The sequence below is a fragment of the Streptomyces sp. NPDC055400 genome, assembly GCF_053644375.1.
In genome coordinates this window covers 17,237-33,039 of record NZ_JBSHLM010000009.1, presented here as the reverse complement: position 1 = coordinate 33,039, position 15,803 = coordinate 17,237, and the positions used below count along the sequence as shown (strand labels likewise).

The 15,803-nt window shown below is 67.9% G+C and carries 12 protein-coding genes and 3 pseudogenes; 11 read left to right on the top strand and 4 right to left on the bottom strand.

Annotated features, from left to right (window positions below):
- Positions 1 to 2 precede the first annotated feature (2 nt).
- The 5 genes from ACWIGU_RS23670 (at position 3) to ACWIGU_RS23650 (ending at position 6,009) form a co-directional block, all read left to right on the top strand.
- The gene (locus tag ACWIGU_RS23670; RefSeq protein ID WP_454403693.1) at positions 3 to 815 is read left to right on the top strand and encodes an ABC transporter permease; all 813 of its coding nucleotides are present in this window, start codon (positions 3 to 5) and stop codon (positions 813 to 815) included.
- Positions 812 to 1,591, top strand: coding sequence for an ABC transporter ATP-binding protein (locus ACWIGU_RS23665; RefSeq protein ID WP_454403692.1), 780 nt, complete (start codon positions 812 to 814; stop codon positions 1,589 to 1,591). The genes ACWIGU_RS23670 and ACWIGU_RS23665 overlap by 4 nt, the downstream gene beginning before the upstream one ends.
- A gap of 74 nt (positions 1,592 to 1,665) precedes the next feature.
- Positions 1,666 to 2,649, top strand: a complete 984-nt coding sequence (locus tag ACWIGU_RS23660) for an aliphatic sulfonate ABC transporter substrate-binding protein (protein WP_454403691.1) — start codon at positions 1,666 to 1,668, stop codon at positions 2,647 to 2,649.
- A 263-nt stretch (positions 2,650 to 2,912) separates the two neighbouring features.
- Positions 2,913 to 5,279, top strand: coding sequence for a family 43 glycosylhydrolase (locus ACWIGU_RS23655; protein WP_454403690.1), 2,367 nt, complete (start codon positions 2,913 to 2,915; stop codon positions 5,277 to 5,279).
- Positions 5,280 to 5,688: 409 nt separating this feature from the next.
- Positions 5,689 to 6,009 (top strand): hypothetical protein, encoded by a 321-nt coding sequence (locus ACWIGU_RS23650; protein ID WP_454403689.1) that lies wholly within the window; start codon positions 5,689 to 5,691, stop codon positions 6,007 to 6,009.
- 143 nt (positions 6,010 to 6,152) lie between these two features.
- Here ACWIGU_RS23650 and ACWIGU_RS23645 read toward each other — a convergent pair whose 3' ends face one another.
- A complete protein-coding gene (locus ACWIGU_RS23645) occupies positions 6,153 to 8,126 on the bottom strand; it encodes a hypothetical protein (RefSeq protein ID WP_454403688.1) in 1,974 nt (657 codons plus the stop codon).
- A 319-nt stretch (positions 8,127 to 8,445) separates the two neighbouring features.
- Here ACWIGU_RS23645 and ACWIGU_RS23640 point away from each other — a divergent pair.
- Together ACWIGU_RS23640 and ACWIGU_RS23635 are read left to right on the top strand one after the other, a co-directional pair.
- A pseudogene (locus ACWIGU_RS23640) lies at positions 8,446 to 8,590 on the top strand (IS3 family transposase); the annotation flags it as partial.
- A gap of 334 nt (positions 8,591 to 8,924) precedes the next feature.
- Complete coding sequence (locus ACWIGU_RS23635; RefSeq protein ID WP_454403687.1) at positions 8,925 to 9,722, top strand: hypothetical protein; 798 nt, start codon at positions 8,925 to 8,927, stop codon at positions 9,720 to 9,722.
- Between the two features lie 121 nt (positions 9,723 to 9,843).
- On the opposite strand, the gene ACWIGU_RS23630 is transcribed toward ACWIGU_RS23635, so the two are convergent.
- Entirely contained in the window at positions 9,844 to 10,929 is a 1,086-nt protein-coding gene (locus ACWIGU_RS23630) for a barstar family protein (protein ID WP_454403686.1), read from the bottom strand.
- Positions 10,930 to 11,256: 327 nt separating this feature from the next.
- Positions 11,257 to 12,240 (bottom strand): phosphotransferase family protein, encoded by a 984-nt coding sequence (locus ACWIGU_RS23625; protein ID WP_454403685.1) that lies wholly within the window; start codon positions 12,238 to 12,240, stop codon positions 11,257 to 11,259.
- 720 nt (positions 12,241 to 12,960) lie between these two features.
- Here ACWIGU_RS23625 and ACWIGU_RS23620 point away from each other — a divergent pair.
- Complete coding sequence (locus ACWIGU_RS23620) at positions 12,961 to 13,524, top strand: GNAT family N-acetyltransferase (protein WP_454403684.1); 564 nt, start codon at positions 12,961 to 12,963, stop codon at positions 13,522 to 13,524.
- Between the two features lie 88 nt (positions 13,525 to 13,612).
- Here the strand turns inward: ACWIGU_RS23620 and ACWIGU_RS23615 are convergent.
- Positions 13,613 to 13,836 (bottom strand): annotated as a pseudogene (locus ACWIGU_RS23615) (hypothetical protein); the annotation flags it as partial.
- 124 nt (positions 13,837 to 13,960) lie between these two features.
- On the opposite strand from ACWIGU_RS23615, the gene ACWIGU_RS23610 reads away from it, so the two are divergent.
- From ACWIGU_RS23610 to ACWIGU_RS23600, 3 genes and pseudogenes are all read left to right on the top strand, one after another.
- Positions 13,961 to 14,185, top strand: a complete 225-nt coding sequence (locus ACWIGU_RS23610) for a hypothetical protein (protein WP_329580114.1) — start codon at positions 13,961 to 13,963, stop codon at positions 14,183 to 14,185.
- A 374-nt stretch (positions 14,186 to 14,559) separates the two neighbouring features.
- A pseudogene (locus tag ACWIGU_RS23605) lies at positions 14,560 to 14,673 on the top strand (ABC transporter ATP-binding protein); the annotation flags it as partial.
- 142 nt (positions 14,674 to 14,815) lie between these two features.
- A complete protein-coding gene (locus ACWIGU_RS23600) occupies positions 14,816 to 15,652 on the top strand; it encodes a M55 family metallopeptidase (protein WP_454403683.1) in 837 nt (278 codons plus the stop codon).
- Positions 15,653 to 15,803: the final 151 nt, after the last annotated feature.

Sequence of the window (15,803 nt, the reverse complement as noted above, 5' to 3'; positions counted from 1 at the left end):
CCATGGCAGTGATCACCCCTCCCGAAAGGACCGCCGTCAAGACGGAGCGGCAGCGCGCCGTCCGCCGCTCCCGCCGTCCCCTGGTCCTCAACGTCCTCGCGCTGGCGGCCGGAGTCGTTGTCTGGGCCGTCGTGGCCGCGCTGGGTCTGGTCGAGAATCTGCCCACCCCACCGGCTGTGGTGCACAAGGCCGGCGACATGATTGCCGACGGCACCCTGGCGACCGACACCCTGGCCAGCCTGCGCCGGGTCTTCCTCGGATACGCGCTGGGCGTCGTCGTGGCTGTCCCCGTGGGCTTCCTCATGGGCTGGTACCCGACCGTGCGTGCGCTGGTCGAGCCCTACATCCAGTTCTTCCGTACCATTCCGCCGCTCGCCCTCATCCCGCTGGCGGTCGTGATGATGGGGATCGGGGAGGTGCCCAAGATCGCGGTGATCTGGCTGGCCTCCTTCATGGCCTGTGTCGTCTCCGCCTTCCAAGGTGTCGTCGACGCCGACAAGACCCTCATCAACGCCGCCCGGGTCCTGGGCGCATCGGACCGCACCATCTTCGCCAAGGTCGTGGTCCCCGCCTCCACGCCGTTCATTCTCGTCGGCATGCGGATCGGCCTGGGTGCGTCCTGGGCCACTGTTGTCGCCGCCGAACTCATCGGCGCCCAGGAAGGGTTGGGCTATCGGATGCAGAAGGCATCAACCTGGTTCGAGATGGACACGATCATGGTGTCCGTGATCACTATCGGCGTACTCGGAATGCTCATGGACCGGCTGCTGCTGCTGGCCGAGCGACGCCTCACCGGCTGGCAGGAGCGACGTTGAACAGCAAGATCAGTTTCCGGGACGTCGTCAAGACCTTCCCGCTGAAGGACACGGACTTCACCGCTCTGGGCGGTGTGTCCCTGGACATCGCCGACCGGGAGTTCGTCACCGTCGTCGGCCCCTCCGGTTGCGGCAAGAGCACGCTGATGAGCATGGCGGCGGGTCTTGAGGAGCCCACCTCAGGCAGCATTCTGGTGGACGGCAAGCCGGTGACAGGACCCGGCCCCGAACGGGGTGTGATCTTCCAGCAGTACGCACTCTTCCCCTGGCTGACCGTGCGGCAGAACGTGGAGTTCGGCCTCAAGATCGCCTCCATCCCGGCGGATGAGCGCCGACGGCGCACCGAGCAGGCCATCGACCTCGTCGGCCTGGGCGAGTTCGCCGACGCCTTGCCCAAGATGCTGTCCGGGGGAATGAAGCAGCGCTGCGCCATCGCACGCGCCTACGCGGTGAACCCGCAAGTGCTGCTGATGGACGAGCCGTTCGGTGCCCTCGACGCCCTCACCCGGGTGCAGTTGCAGGATCAGCTGCTCCAGACCTGGAGCCAGGACAAACGCACCGTCCTGTTCATCACCCACGACGTCGACGAGGCCGTCTACCTCGCCAGCCGGGTCATCGTCATGGCCGCGGGGCCCGGTCGTATCCATCGAGTCATCGACGTGGAACTGCCCTATCCCCGAACGGAAGAGATCCGCCTCTCCCCGGAGTTCCGCCGAATCCGCAACGACGTGTGGACCTCCGTCCACCACCAGGATCAACCCACCGCGGCCGCCTGATCCACCGGCACACTGCTCGCCGCACCCCACCCCTCAGACTCTTCGTGTGCGCGTCCCGAGAGGACCAACTCACCATGTCCACAAGCACGATCCGCCGCGCCCTCACGGCGATATTCTCCGTGACAGTCATGTCGCTCTCGGTGAGCGCCTGTTCCGGGGGAACGTCCGCAGACGACACGACGGTCAAGTTCGGCTATATCGGCGACTACAACGGGGCGAGCCTGCTGGCCATCGCCAAGCAGCAGGGGCTGTGGAAGAAGCAGGGTCTCACCGCGAAGACGTCGGTTTTCAACAATGGCCCCATCCAGATCCAGGCGCTCAACGCCGGCAACCTCGATTACGGCTACATCGGCCCGGGCGCCATGTGGCTGCCCGCCTCCGGCAAGGCCAAAGTCATCGCCGTCGACACGCTCACGTACGCGGACCGTGTCATCGGTCAGCCCGGCATGAAGACCATGAAGGACCTCAAGGGCAAGCGGATCGGCGTACCCGAGGGCACCTCCGGCGACATGATCCTCAACATCGCGCTGGAGAAGGCCGGAATGACCACCAAGGACATCCAGAAGATCAACATGGACCCGTCCACCGTCGTCTCCGCGTTCGCCGCAGGCAAGATCGACGGCGCCGGGATCTTCTACCCGGCCATCGCGACCATCAAGGCGAAGGTGCCGGGTCTGGAGGAGGTGGCCAGCACCGTCGACACCGGCGATTCCTTCCCCACCGCGTTCGTCGCCGGCACCAAGGTGTCGGAGAAGAAGAACGCCAAGGTGATCAAGGTGCTGCAACAGGCCAACGACTGGCGCCAGAAGCACCCCGCGGAAACGATCGCGCTCACCGCCAGGATGCTCCAGGTCACCGAGGCCCAGGCCAAGGCAGACGCCTCCCACGTAAGGACTCTGTCCACCGACGATCTGGCGGCCAAAACCAAGAGCGGTGAGGTGGACGGGTGGCTGAAGAAGCTGGGCGACTTCTTCGTCCGCAACAAGCAGTTGGACAGCAACCCCGACCCCTCCGACTACTACGACGGCGACCTCTACCAGAAGACCCACGCCGAGTAGCACGCGCCACCGGTCGGTCGGTGATTCCGTCGCCCCGGCACGCCACCGCGAGGCATGGCCGGTAGGCGTGCCGGAATCCAGGACCCCGGCCCACACGATCCGCACCGGGATGTTCCGGTGGCCATGCACCTCAGGCCCACTCACAGCGCGTTGCGCGGCGCTGGAACTCGTCGGCTCCCAGGCCACCCCGACAGCCAGACCCTGCCCGTGACAGTCTCGCACCCCATGAAGGTCCTGCACCGTGTGCAGAGGACGGAGTCCCCATGCCAGATCCGACGCCAACACGCGTAAGACCCCGGACCCGGGCCGCCGGCACCCTCGGTCTCGTGCTCCTGGCCCTGACAGCTGCTTTCCTCCCGCCGGCAGCCCCGTCGGCCTCCGCCCAGGAGCCCGCGCCTGCGGGGACGTACACCAATCCGGTCACGCAGGGTGTGGTCGACACCTTTCCGGACCCGTCGATCATCCGGGGGAAGGACGGTTCCTGGTACGCCTTCGGCACGCAGAACCCGGTGTTCCAGAGCAAGGGCGAGGACGGGGAGCGGATGCTGCCGATCCTGCGCTCGACCGACATGGTGCACTGGACGTACGCGGGTCAGGTCTTCACCCCCGACACCCAGCCGGCCTGGCACAAGGGCTCGCGGCTGTGGGCGCCGGACATCCGCTACTCGGCCGGCGCGTACCAGCTGACCTATTCCGTGCCGGACCGCAACACCGTCGGCCTCGCCACCGCTCCCACACCCACCGGCCCTTGGACGGACAAGGGGGCGGTGCTGCCGGACCCGAGCGGCTGCGCGACGGGCAATATCGACCAGGTGCAGTTCACGGACCAGGACGGCACGCCGTATCTGTACTGGGGCAGTTACGACACCATCTGCGCGGCGAAACTGAACAGCGACCGGACTCGCATCCAGGGCGCGGTCACCGAGGTCGCCAAGGGCCGCCGGACGGAAGGCGGTTACGTCGTGCGCCACGGCGGCTATTACTACCTCCTCTACTCCGACGCCGGCTGCTGCGACGGCGCGTTCAGCGGCTACCAGGTCAAGGCCGGCCGCGCGACCAGCCCGCTCGGCCCCTTCAAGGACGACGAGGGCGTCGAGCTGACCGCGCCGACCAGCAAGGGCGCGATCGTGGCAGGCGCGAACGGCAACCGCTGGATCGGCCCCGGGCACAACGCCGTCCAGACCGATCTGGCCGGACAGGACTGGCTCGTCTACCACGGCATCCCTTCCGACGACCCGGACCTCGACCGCTTCACCGGCCTCGACCGGCAGCTGTCCCGACGGCCGATGCTCATCGACCGGCTGGACTGGATCGACGGCTGGCCGGTGCTGCGGGCGGGCACGGGCCCGTCGGACGGGCCGCAGCCGGCACCGGCCGCGCAGCCGGACGCGGGAGGCACCTTCAACAACGGCTCCCTGGACGGCTGGAAAGCCGAGGGCGCGGCGACCAACGGCTGGCAGGTGGCCGACGACCGTGACGCCCAAGGCTACGCGGTCCACTCCGGAGCCGGCAGCGCGTACCTGCTGGCGCAAGGACCGGTGCCCGCGGCCGTCCGCGCGGAGGCGGACCTGAAGGTCACGTCGTCCTCAGGCGCCGCCGCCCTCACCGTCGGCTACCAGGGGCCCGGCGACTACGTCGCGGCCTGGCTGGACCGGGACCGAGGTGCACTGGTGACGGAGGCGATGGTGGCCGGGCGCAGCCGCGGCGCCCAAGTCACGGTACTGCCCGCCGGCTTCGACTGGAGTTCCTGGCACACCGTCATCGTGGAGATCCGGGGCACCGAGCTGACCGCCGAGGTCAGCGAGGACCGGCTGGGGGACGCGGTGGCCACGCAGCGACGCGACCTGCCCCCCGCGGCCGTCCGCGCCGGCAAGGTCGGCACAGCGGCCCGCGGCGGCGCCACGGCGGCCGACAATGTCAGCGCGGTGAAGCTCTACAAGCCGGTGACGAAGCGGCTGCCCGACCCCCGGCCGGGAAAGCTGCTCCCGGGCTACAGCGACGAGTTCGCCACCACCGAAGTCCCCGGAACCAGCACCGGATCACACTGGTCCTGGGTCCGCGGGCCGGCCGCCGGGACCACCATGACCGGCGGTGCCCTGTCCTGGCCGACCCAGAACGCCGAGCTGAGCGGGGGGACGAACACCGCCTCGGTGCTCACCCGGGACGCTCCCCAAGGTGACTTCATGGTGGAGACGAAGCTGCACTTCGCCCCGGACCAGCCGGCCCAGCAGGCCGGACTCGTCCTCTACGGCAACGACGACCGCTTCTTCAAGAACGTCCACTCGGTACTGCCGCTCAACAACGGCGGCGGCGCTGTGCTGAACGTCAGCGAGTTCGGGAAGGAGGGCCCGCGCCCGACCACCAGCCCGCCGACGCCGGTGGCCGCTGCCCCCATGTTCGGCGGTCCGACGGCGGACACGATGTGGCTCAGGCTCTCGTACCGCCGCGACACCGCACACAACGAGCACGAGGCCCGCGCGGCAACCAGCCGGGACGGCAAGCACTGGGTGTGGAACGGCGTATGGACGCTACCTGCCGATGGCGACCTGAAGATCGGCCTGGTGTCGATGAACAGGTCCGGGGCCCAGGCACAGTTCGACTACGTGCGCACCTACGGCCACACAAAATGATCACGCGGAATCCCGGGCCGGCTGCCGGGTCGGGATACGCACGGGTCCGCACCTGAAGGCAGGTGTCACGGGCGCCCTGCACATCGCCCACCCGGCCGAGGGGTTCCCTCTGCGTGCCGAGCCGCACGCAGAGGGGCTGCCTCGGCGACACTCTTCCGGCGCACCGTGGCGGCCCACCGGGCGACTCTGCTGCTCCTTCGGCCGGACGAGTTGTACGCCGCTGACGTGGGACCGCACCGGACGGCGTTGGGTGCGGTGCACAACCACTCGGCGACCTCGGCACTGGTCCAGCCGGAGGCCACGACTCGGTCGTGGCGGGGCGCCGTCGGCCTCACGCCGGAGCGCCGTCGCTGACCTCAGCTTCAAGGTGACCTTTCGTAAGGGACCTGAGGTCGGGCACCACGGTCCGATGATCGAGTACGCCATCCACCGAAAAGAGGAAGACGACTCGGAACCGCCGGACGTCGTGAGCTGCGGCGCCACGAAAATTGTGACCTGCACGGATCTCGGCCACGGTCTGCGCCAAGTGGTCACGCACGACACCGACAACCGCGACCCGGCACTCGCCCTGTACCAGGATGCGGGAAGCCGCCTGATCACCGTAGGCGGCTACGACGGTCCTGTGGACGTGAGCCTTCTCCGCGACGTCCTCGCCCACACTCACCGCCCGACGGACGACGAACTTCCAGGTCTCTCGCGCCCTCCCGGCTACCAGACCGATGGGCGCTGACCCGGGCGCGACGCGACGCCCAGTCCGCACCCGAGCGAACTTCGCGGTACGACAACGGCTTCTCGGGCCAGAATGTTGAGTTCTCGGCCTGAGTCCTTACCAGTGCTGCCGCGCGGATGCCCGGGATGCACGATGCCACCGGGTCAGTGCCCCTGGAGATCCGTCTCTGGTGTTGTGATCAGGAGAGTCGCCGGTCCTAGCGGTGGGGGAGGGGCGTTCAGGCTGTCGCCTACGTAGACCGTCAGGTGAGGGGAGAGGCGGATTCCGTCCGCTGCCCGACGGGTGCGCTTGCGGTCGCGGCGAGTGCCCGTGCCTGGCTTCGTGGGGCGCAGCGCTCGGCGCACGGGTTGCCAGTCTGTGGGCTTCACCGCGAGCGCGGCGGTCGCAAGTTGGCGCCAGTCCTCCGGTCGGCTCTGTTGGACGAGGTCCAGGGCGTCCAGCACTTCGGACGGGATGCCTGATGTCGGACGGCTCGGAGAGGGTGAGCCAGGGGCATCAAGGTGCGTGTAGAACGCGTTGACCGTCTCACTACTGGTGTCCAGGTACACGAGCTCGCCGGCGGGAGGCTCGACAGCCTGCACGCGGTGCTCCAGCCAGACCGCCAGGGCATCTGCCTCGACGAAAACAGTGGGCCCCTGGGCCTTGGCCATGGCAGCGCGGGTGTGGGCATAGGCATAGAACTCTGCTGGGTGACGCAGGACGTCTGCCACCATCATCAGATCCGCGAGCGTGACCAGCCAGGTCCCCTCGTCCGGCGCGGCGCCGCGTTTGCCGCCATCGGGAAGGTGGGTGGCGAACGGATCCACGCGGTCGAGCGTGACGATCACCGACACCGCGGTAGGCAGATGGTCTGGCAGGGGAAGACGGCGCTTGTACCGATCCCGGAAGTCCCTTCCACCGCCGTCGAGGTAGGCAATGGTGCGCGCGTTCTGCGTGAGGGCCTTGTCGACGAACTCACGTGCCTTCTTCTTCACCCGGTCCGGCGCCGCCCTGCGGGCCGGGTCGGTGAACCGTCCCCCCTTGGCTTCGACCGCAATCACGGCGCCAGGCATGGCCACGAGGACGTCGACGTCCGGGTTCCCGGCCTCCGGATAGATGACGCCTGCGTGGGTGTTCTCGTCCCCGAAAACTGAAGCCAGGGTGCGCTGGGCCTGCTCTTCGCAGAAGGCCTGGCGTCGTTTGTCGAACTGCCTGAGAAGCTCCGGATGAGCGAGGCAGGCGTCTGCGGCCCAGTCGAGCACCTCGTGCAGAAAGTCGCCTGGGCGAGCCCACAGGCCGCGTGTGTCTCCCAGGCCGATGATCGGGCGACGACGCAGTGTGTTGGTGTCGCTCAGTTCACGAAGGTCCGGTTGGCTGCCCAGCTGCGTCGTCAGCGACGCGACCAGGCGGGTCATTTCGTCACGAGGGGCGTTGAGGCGTTCGGCGAGCAGGCCGGGCAGGTCGTCTTCGACAGGGGCTGCCCCGAACGTCGCCACCCCAGCGGAATGCACGAGCGCCATGTGCGAGCGGTGCGCCTTGTCCGTGGAGGCCTTGAGGGCGGCGAGAACGTCCTGGAGCGCGTCCAGCGCCTGGTCCATGTGCGTGGTCCTCAAGGAGTGATACACGTCAGCCGCATCCACCGCATGGTGAAGTGCGAAACCGAGAACCTTTCGTGCCTGGCCGGCCAGTGGGGCGGTGATGCCTTGGACAATGGGTCGCAGGTGTGCTGGGTACCCCTGCATCCGGTCGAATCGCCGCTCTAGTTGCAGCATGTGCAGGACGTTCGTCTGCCGATCGGTGGTGCCGTCGCGCAGCATCCTGGCCTGGTACGCCAGAGATTCGGCCCTTCCGTACTCGCGCAGCAGCGAATCCACGTCGAACAAGGCCTGCGGGTGATAGTCGGTCCCCAGCCGGGCGAGAACGTCGTCCAGCGGCATTGCCGTAACCAGGCCTCCATAGAACTCCGTCAGCGCATCACTGCCGAACACCAGCCTGCTCGGCAGCACCGCCCGGCTCATTGCGTTGAGAACGTGCATGCTGCTGTAGATCATGAGCGGATCGGCAGTGAGGGAAGCTTTGGAGATATCTGCCAGCAACTGCGGCAGTTGCTGCTCTGCCGCCGCCATCTGCCGCCGCATCTGCTGTGCTCGATGCAGACCGGCCTTGGACGAGCCATCCGGTCGACGGTGTCGCCGAACACCGTTGCCAACAGCTGGAGCTGTCAAGGATGTTCGGGCCCCCAAGTAGGGCTCAAGCTCATGTACTGCGGCCGCGTAGTCGTTGGGCCGAGGACCTGACGTTGCCAACAGGCTTCCTTTCCACCCGCCCGGACTGCGGTCACGCCCGATGGCGCTGGCCGCAGCATAGAGCGCCAAGGGCGCAGCGATGAGCCTCGGTTCAGCGCAGTCAAGCTTGCTGCAGCGAGCGGACTGCTTGCCCGTTGGTCGCGGCCGCTCGTGGGCCACCTGTCAGGAACTCCGGACGGCGATCGTGACTTGGATCGAAAGGACCTACCACCGACGCCGACGACAGGCCTCGCTAGGCCGGTTGCCCCGCCGAATACGAAACCGTCATGACCACACCAGCCCTCCAGGCCGCGTGACCGAACCTGACCTGCCACCCAAACCTGCATCAGACCCCTTCCCTTGGGTTCTACTGGGACGCCCCACTGCCACGGCGGGTGACCAACGCCTGCAGGCTCGCGAAACGCCTCCACCCTGACGAGCATGACCAACAGCCCCGCCGGGGACCAGAGCGTGTTCTGGAGGTCGTTCCACCACGACTGCGGTGTCCTGGCGGAAAATCAAACTCCCGCTGTGACCCCCAACGCGATAGCGTCACCGCCGTGAAGTGATCTCCCCGGCCGCGCTTTCTGACGCGGCAGACGCGGACTTACTGGCAGCCGCAGTGTCGGGCTGCGGACCATCCCGCATGGAGTGATCACCACCGTGAACCACATTCCCATCGGCTTTCCCACACCTGGTGTCACGCCCGAGGCCACGCTGGCGGCTTTCGTCGCCCGGGCGAAGGCCGACCCCGACGTGGTCGGACTGGTTCTGAGCGGCTCGCAGGTGCATGTAGGCATGCCGACGTCCTGCTCAGACTTCGACGTCCATGTCGTAGTCCGGGATACGGCTTTGTCACCGATCCGGGACCTGGAAGGCTTCCGTTCCGCCCATCTCGACCTTGTCGTCATGACGCTCGGTGACTTCCGTCGGCGCGGCTTGCGCGGCGATCCACTGAGCTGGATGCGCTACGCCTACGTGCACGCCCAAGTTCTCTTCGACGGACTGGACGGCGCCATCGGCGACATCCTCGACACGAAGCGGGTCCTGAGCTCTGCCGAAGCGGATGCCGCCGTCGCCCGCTACCTGGATGCCTACGTCAACCAGACCTACCGCTCGCTCAAGAACCATCGCGACGGCAGGCCCGAGCTTGCGCACCTGGACGCTGCAGAGAGCCTTCCCTTTGCTCTCGAGGTCGTTTTCGCCCTCCACCAACGAGTGCGTCCCTACAACAAGTTCCTCCACTGGGAACTGGAGCGGCACCCCCTGAACAACGCCGAGTGGAGCGCAGGACAGCTCCTGCCCGCCATCCACGGCATCCTGGCCGACGGCACCCCTGCCTTGCAGCGATCTCTGTTCCTTCGCATCGAACGATCCGCCCGCCTGTCCGGCCACGATGAGACCCTGGACGACTGGGGTGAGGAGGCCCTGATACTGCTACGCCACTGACCCGGGCTTCCAGAGGGTGCACCAGCATCCTTCTGGGGCATCCACCCGCACCCGTTGTCGGACATTGCGGGCGCTCTAGCTGGCGGGGAGAGGCGCCGCTTCATGGGGCCCACGCGCTGGTTCAGGTGAGAGTGACGTGCATGCCGCCCCCGGCGAGGACTTCGAGGACTTCGGCGAACAGGTCGTAGCGCTGGCCGTCTGAGGTCAGGAGCTGGGACAGGTGTGCACGTGCGGTCGCGGAGCTGTGCCAGAGCAGGGCGGCTGGGGTGGTGCAGCCGAAGGTGCCGCCGAGGCAGTCGTCGAGAGCGGCCGGGCAGCCTCCGAAGTAGCCGCCCGGCCCGTTCACGGCTTCACCGAGCGCAAGGTAGAGACCTGGTTCGTCGGTGACATGGCGACCGTCGAGTTCGTAGACGTGTCCGGTGGGCCGGTCGCGGTGGGTACGCCGACAGGCTCGCTCGCGGACTAGCTCGAGCCATGCCTCGCGTTGCCGTGTGCCGAGGCCGGCCCAGGCACCAGGGGCCCTCGGCGGGCCGGTAATCCATCGCTCCCAGATGGGCCGGGCGTGTTCCGGTACCGGGGTGAACCGGCTCGCGTCGAGCTCCACGTCAATCAGATCAGTCCCGTGGGAAGAGGGGCTCCAGGCGTTGACTTTGGTCCACAGCAACCGGTCGGTGAGATGCTGGCCCTGTTCGTCCTGGATTTCCAGGGCCGCCTCCTCAAGGTCCAATGCCCGCCGGGTTCCCTGCGCCAGCACAGCCCGCAGTCGACGTGTTGTGGCGAGTCCTCGCAGGACGAGCGCGGGCGGTACCTGCTCGGGCGGCATGACCCGGGTGAACTCCCGGCAGGAGCCCAGCCACTGGTAGCCGTCGTGCACGCGGGCGACACCCCGGTACCCCTCGGGCGGGCCTTCGTAGTCGTCCAGGCCGGTGAGCACGAGGCTGTCTGTCCCGGCGTGCTGTCCCTGGCTCTCCGCGTCGGCCAGCAGCCAGGAGCCGAGTGCCTTGTCTGCAGGCACGAGCCGTACCCGGTTGCCGACCCAGCCGCGGACCTCCCGTTTCTCCGGGACCCAGCCGAAGAGTTCGTATATCCCGCGCTGGGGTTCCCCGAAAAGTCCGTCCACTGCGGCGCACGCGCCCCAGGGACGGCCGTGTTCCGTCTCCGTCAGCGCGTACCGGCTCTGTCCGCGATGACGCTCACCCTCATGCACGGTTCGAATGATGCCCGGCACCGGCTGCCACGGCGAAGCCCTTTTGCGTCTGTACGCAGCCGAGGCGCCGCAGAACTGGGCGTTGCAGGTGGTGAGAGCCGCCAACAACAGCGCTCAGCTACAGCGAGAGTTTGCGAGTGGTGCGCTTGAGTCGGCGCCTGAGCAGCTCAGTTGGCATCTGGAGCCCGTTGTCTGAACCAGCCCGGGAAACGCTCTCGTGGGGTGCTGTGCGAGCCGGCAGAGCCACCTCGTGGAGCGCCCCAAAGAACTCGCAGCGTGAGAGGTCCGCTGGTCCGGGTCTCCTGCCCGCAGGTTGTCGATCCGGATTCATGCGTAGCGGTCGAAAAGGGCTTGGAGGTATCCCTCCAGCCGCTCGGTCAGCAGGATAGGGGTCAGATCGGCACGGCCCAATTCACGCCAGGGGAGGGCGACCTTCTCGGCGTCCGGAGCGAAGGCCAACGCGTCCAGCAGCCGCCAGTAGAGATGGGCGGCGCGATCTTCGGACAGGATCCCTCCCGCCGCAACGTAGCGGTCGGCGAAGTGCATGCCCGTGGGAACCCCGTGCAGCAGAGCCAGGGCCGTCGAGCAGTGGGCCACGTCCAGGTCGGCCGGCCCCCACGAGGTCTCCACCCAGTCGACGACGCCGCTGATCTGCAGACCGTCATCGTTGCCGGTGAAGAGGACATTGCCGGGATGGAAGTCACGGTGCAGGAAGCAGGCCCGGTAATCAGGTGGATCGCGGCGGATAACGTCCACGGCCCGTTGCCACAGCTCAGGTCGCTCGGTGTCTTCGGGCGGGCTTACCCGCTCGGGAGAGGTCCACGCCTGATAGGTGCGAGGCCGGGCCCTTGCGGTCACCGGCAGCCGGTGAATACACAGTAATTGACGGGCCAACAGTTCGGCACGCTGGTCAGCCCCTTCATCACCCAGGCGCACGGTCCCGGGCAGCAGGGACATCAGCAGGGAGGGGTGGTCGCAGTACTGCGCCGTCGCGTCCACTGCCACAAGCATGGCCGCGGGCACGTCCGTGTCGCCGAGCAGGCGCAGAACCGTCGCCTCGCGGGTCAGCAGGCCCTCCGCATGTCGTACGAAGAAGGGCTTGACGAAGGACCGCAGGACCAGCGCCCGTCGCCCGCCCGGCCCGGAGATGCCCAGACGGCGCATCTCCGACGTCCAACCGCCACGCAGCCGCGCGACTTCCTCGATGCTCTCTGCTTCGGACAGCCCCTTCTCCACCCAGGCGCGCGTCGCACCCCGGCCCTGGCCCTCAAGATCGGAACCGATGCGCTCGGCCCCCTCGCCCGTAACCATGGAGGCAGGCTATCCACCTCACCTACGGACGTATCCTTGGCCACCCCACCCACAACTCTTGACAATTACTCCGAGTCTCTCCGTAAGCCGTCGGCCGCCCATCAGGCGCGAACCCGCGCGAGACTCTCGGCTCAACCACCGCACCCCACGTGGGTTCGAGGCCCTAGGCGTCAAGGAATCCGCGAACCTTGAGCGCTTCCGCGTGGGATGTCCCCGCGCACCTCGAGGCCGACGACGTCCGCGGCAGCCCGTACACCGAGCGGCGCGCCCTCCTCTCGACCTGCTCCACGACCTGCCGCCCCCGATCCAAGCAGTGCCCGCCACCGACGACCCGGAGGCGACGGAGGACTGGTACGACACGCTCCAAGCGTGTTTCCTAACCCTTCAGCCGATGCAGAGCGATCAGGGTCTTCTCTCGGCGGACGGTATTGCGCACGTCGTAGTCGTAGTGGGGCGCTCGACGTCTGTTCGGGGCGCCAGGCGGGCGTCGAGGGCCGGGTCGGTGAGGTTTGGGTGCCTGGCGGGGCAGGGCATGCGCCGGCGGAGGTTCCGAAACGTCCGCCGGATCGGCGCGGGTGTGAGTCGGTGCGGCCGACTTGCTAGCAGGTCACAGGCACGGCGGGTCCCGACGGTCTTCGGTTGCCGGGGCCAGCTCCACTGCGACCGGTTGCGCCACCAGCCACCGCTCGCGTCCACGAGCGGGCTACATAGGATCCCGGAATGGCAACCAGCAGTTACCTCTTGCAAGGGCCGCGAGTGGCCATACGTCGCGTCGCCCGCGAGGACCACGCAGAGCTCAGCGTGCTGCAACGCGAGAGCGCGGAGATGCTCCGACGCTGGTTGGGCGCTCGCGAGATGACGGTCGAGGCATTCGAAGGCTCCCTTGAGCGGTTCGAGCAGCCCACCCACAAGGGCTTCGTGATCTGCCTGCGTGACACCGGCGCGATCGTCGGCGGGGTCAACATCAACAACATCGTCCGGGGCTCCCTCCAGTGCGGGACCCTGGGTTATACGTCCTATGCCTCCACGACCGGCCGCGGCTACATGACCGAAGGGCTGGGGCTCGTGCTCCAGTTCGCCTTCGGCCAGCTGGAACTGCACCGACTGGAGGCGAACATCCAGCCGGACAACACCGCCTCGCTGAATCTCGTCAAGCGCCTGGGCTTCCAACGGGAGGGGTACTCGGCCGCCTTCCAGTTGATCAACGACGAGTGGCGGGACCACGAGCGCTGGGCCATCACCGCTGAAGCGGTTCGGAAAACGAACCACCAAATCGAGCGCTAGCACCGCAGGTGCCGTGATGCAGAGACTCAGCCATCAAGTCGCTGAGCTGCATCAACGTGAGACTGACTCCACGGCAACAGCTTCGACCCCCCAGAGAATCGAGGTCCTCCTTGTCGGCCTGCAGCATCGGGTCGTCGCCGCCCGGGGCGGGCTGTACGAGCAGCCGGTCCAGCAGTGCGGCGTTGGAAAGGGTCACGCCGCAGGGGTGCATGGGGTAGCCGCGTAGGGGACGTCCAGGCTCTCGGCGAGCTCGAACATCGGACCGTACTCCTTTGCGCGGGCGGCGAGTTCGCGTAGCTCGGCAAGCGCGGAGCGAGTCGTTCGCTGAGGGCTGCGCAGGCGTACCGGCCGTGGGCTTCGACTTCGGCCGTCCCAGCCCGGCAGCAGTCGACGGCTGCGGGCCTGGCCTCGTCGCGCCGTCTCCTACACTCACGGGATGAACAGCTACACATGCACCCAGTGCAGCACCGTCGGTCTGGTGGAGGGTTTCGTCGAGGACGCCGGCGAGCACTCGCGCGGGTATGCGCGCTGGATCGAGGGCGCGTTGGAGCGGGGGATTCTCGGTGGTGCCAAGCGGATGGGCCGGCTCCGGCGACAGATAGAGGCGTTCCGATGCCCCAAGTGCGGGCACCTCGAGCTGTTCGCCACGGGCGAGGTGTAGTTGGCCCTCGCTGTCCCGGGCTCCGCTACAGGAGGTCGGGCGCCGCCGTCATCCGAGCTTCGGAGCCGGCTGACCGCCGAGGCCCTCGGGCAGGTGGCCGACGTCGTCGCGGCCGAGCTGACCGGGCGGTGAGCGTCCTGGAGTCGCAGTGTCCTTTGCGTCGGACTCGGCTCCGCTCCCATCGGTCTGCGATCCGCGGAACCCTTGTTCATCGAGCGGGAGTTGGGCCGACCGGGGTGTCCGCCGCCGATGTGGGAGATCGGCCAGGCGGTCGGGCACGTTCACCATCGGAGACTTCACCCGGCACGGCCGCGTCTCGGCCCGCATGCTGCGTCACTACGACGCGGCCGGACCGCTGCGCCCGGCTCCCCCGGATGACTGCGGACGGCATGAACGGAGAGATCGCACTCGCCGGGAGACCGCCCAGCCCATACGACATCCCGTCCGGCTGCCGGTTCCACCCGAGGTGCACAATCGCGACGGGCGATTGCCGCAGCACCGACCCCGAGCTCACCACCGTGACAGCCGGCCACGCCTGCGCGTGCCTGCGCGTGCGGCTGAACTCGACGTCCTGTCACCCTCGTACGCGACAAGGCCCGAAGCACGGGCCGATCAGGAGAAGCGACCACAATGAAGATCTGGATCTCCTTCGACATGGAGGGCGTGGCCGGCATCGTCGACTGGGAGCAGTGCCGGCCCACCGGCGGACCGGCCTACGCCCTGGGCTGCGAACTGCTGCAGGACGAGGTGAACGCGGCGATCGAAGGAGCGCTCGCGGGCGGTGCGACCGAGATCGTGCTCAACGACTCGCACGGCCGGATGGCCAACCTCGACCCGCGTCGAGTGGCGGGTAATGCCGCGTACATCGGCGGCCGGCACAAGCCGATGTACATGATGCAGGGCCTGGACGGCAGCTTCGATGCGGTCTTCTTCGTCGGCTACCACGGATCCATCTCCGGCCGTCCCTCCTCCCTGTCGCACACCTACAACCCGGAGGTCTTCTCGGCCGCCCGGGTCAACGGCGAGGAGGTCGGCGAGAGCGGGATCAACGCCCTGGTCGCCGAGCACTACGGGGTGCCGATCGCGTTCGTCTCCGGTGATGCGGCCACCCGGGAGGAGACCGCGCCGTTCGCCAAGGGGGCGGTGAACGTCACCACCAAGGAGTCGATCACCCGGTTCAGCGCGGCCAGTCTGCACCCCGCTCAGTCCTGCCGGCTGATCCGGGAGGGCGCCGAGGAGGCCGTCCGCAATGTCGCCGCCGGCTCCGTGCCGACCCCGGGGATCGCCCGGCCTGCCGTCCTCGAACTCGACGTGCAGACCTCGGACATGGCCGAGGTGGCCACCTGGGCGCGCGGCGTCGAGCGGTGCGGCGAGCGGACCGTGCGGATCGCGGGCGAGGACCTGCTCGGGGTGTTTACTTCGTTCGTCGCGGTCAACTACATCACCCGCCAGGCAGGGGGTCGCTGACGAGCTCGTGCAGGGTGGCGTGCTCTCGCGAGGAACGGGGTGGGTTCACCCCCGGTAGGAATCGCACGCGTTGCCGCGGTGATGCGGAGCATCACCGCGGCAACGGGCACGGAGTGCCCGCAAAAACCGGGCCGCAGTGCCCGGTGAGGAA

What these genes read in the sequence shown, in the direction of transcription:
- ACWIGU_RS23670 (WP_454403693.1), top strand. Translation starts at nt 3, where the DNA reads ATGGCAGTGATCACCCCTCCCGAAAGGACCGCCGTCAAGACGGAGCGG.
- ACWIGU_RS23660 (WP_454403691.1), top strand. Translation starts at nt 1,666, where the DNA reads ATGTCCACAAGCACGATCCGCCGCGCCCTCACGGCGATATTCTCCGTG.
- ACWIGU_RS23655 (WP_454403690.1), top strand. Translation starts at nt 2,913, where the DNA reads ATGCCAGATCCGACGCCAACACGCGTAAGACCCCGGACCCGGGCCGCC.
- ACWIGU_RS23650 (WP_454403689.1), top strand. Translation starts at nt 5,689, where the DNA reads ATGATCGAGTACGCCATCCACCGAAAAGAGGAAGACGACTCGGAACCG.
- ACWIGU_RS23645 (WP_454403688.1), bottom strand. Translation starts at nt 8,126, where the DNA reads ATGCGGCGGCAGATGGCGGCGGCAGAGCAGCAACTGCCGCAGTTGCTG.
- ACWIGU_RS23625 (WP_454403685.1), bottom strand. Translation starts at nt 12,240, where the DNA reads ATGGTTACGGGCGAGGGGGCCGAGCGCATCGGTTCCGATCTTGAGGGC.
- ACWIGU_RS23620 (WP_454403684.1), top strand. Translation starts at nt 12,961, where the DNA reads ATGGCAACCAGCAGTTACCTCTTGCAAGGGCCGCGAGTGGCCATACGT.
- ACWIGU_RS23610 (WP_329580114.1), top strand. Translation starts at nt 13,961, where the DNA reads ATGAACAGCTACACATGCACCCAGTGCAGCACCGTCGGTCTGGTGGAG.
- ACWIGU_RS23600 (WP_454403683.1), top strand. Translation starts at nt 14,816, where the DNA reads ATGAAGATCTGGATCTCCTTCGACATGGAGGGCGTGGCCGGCATCGTC.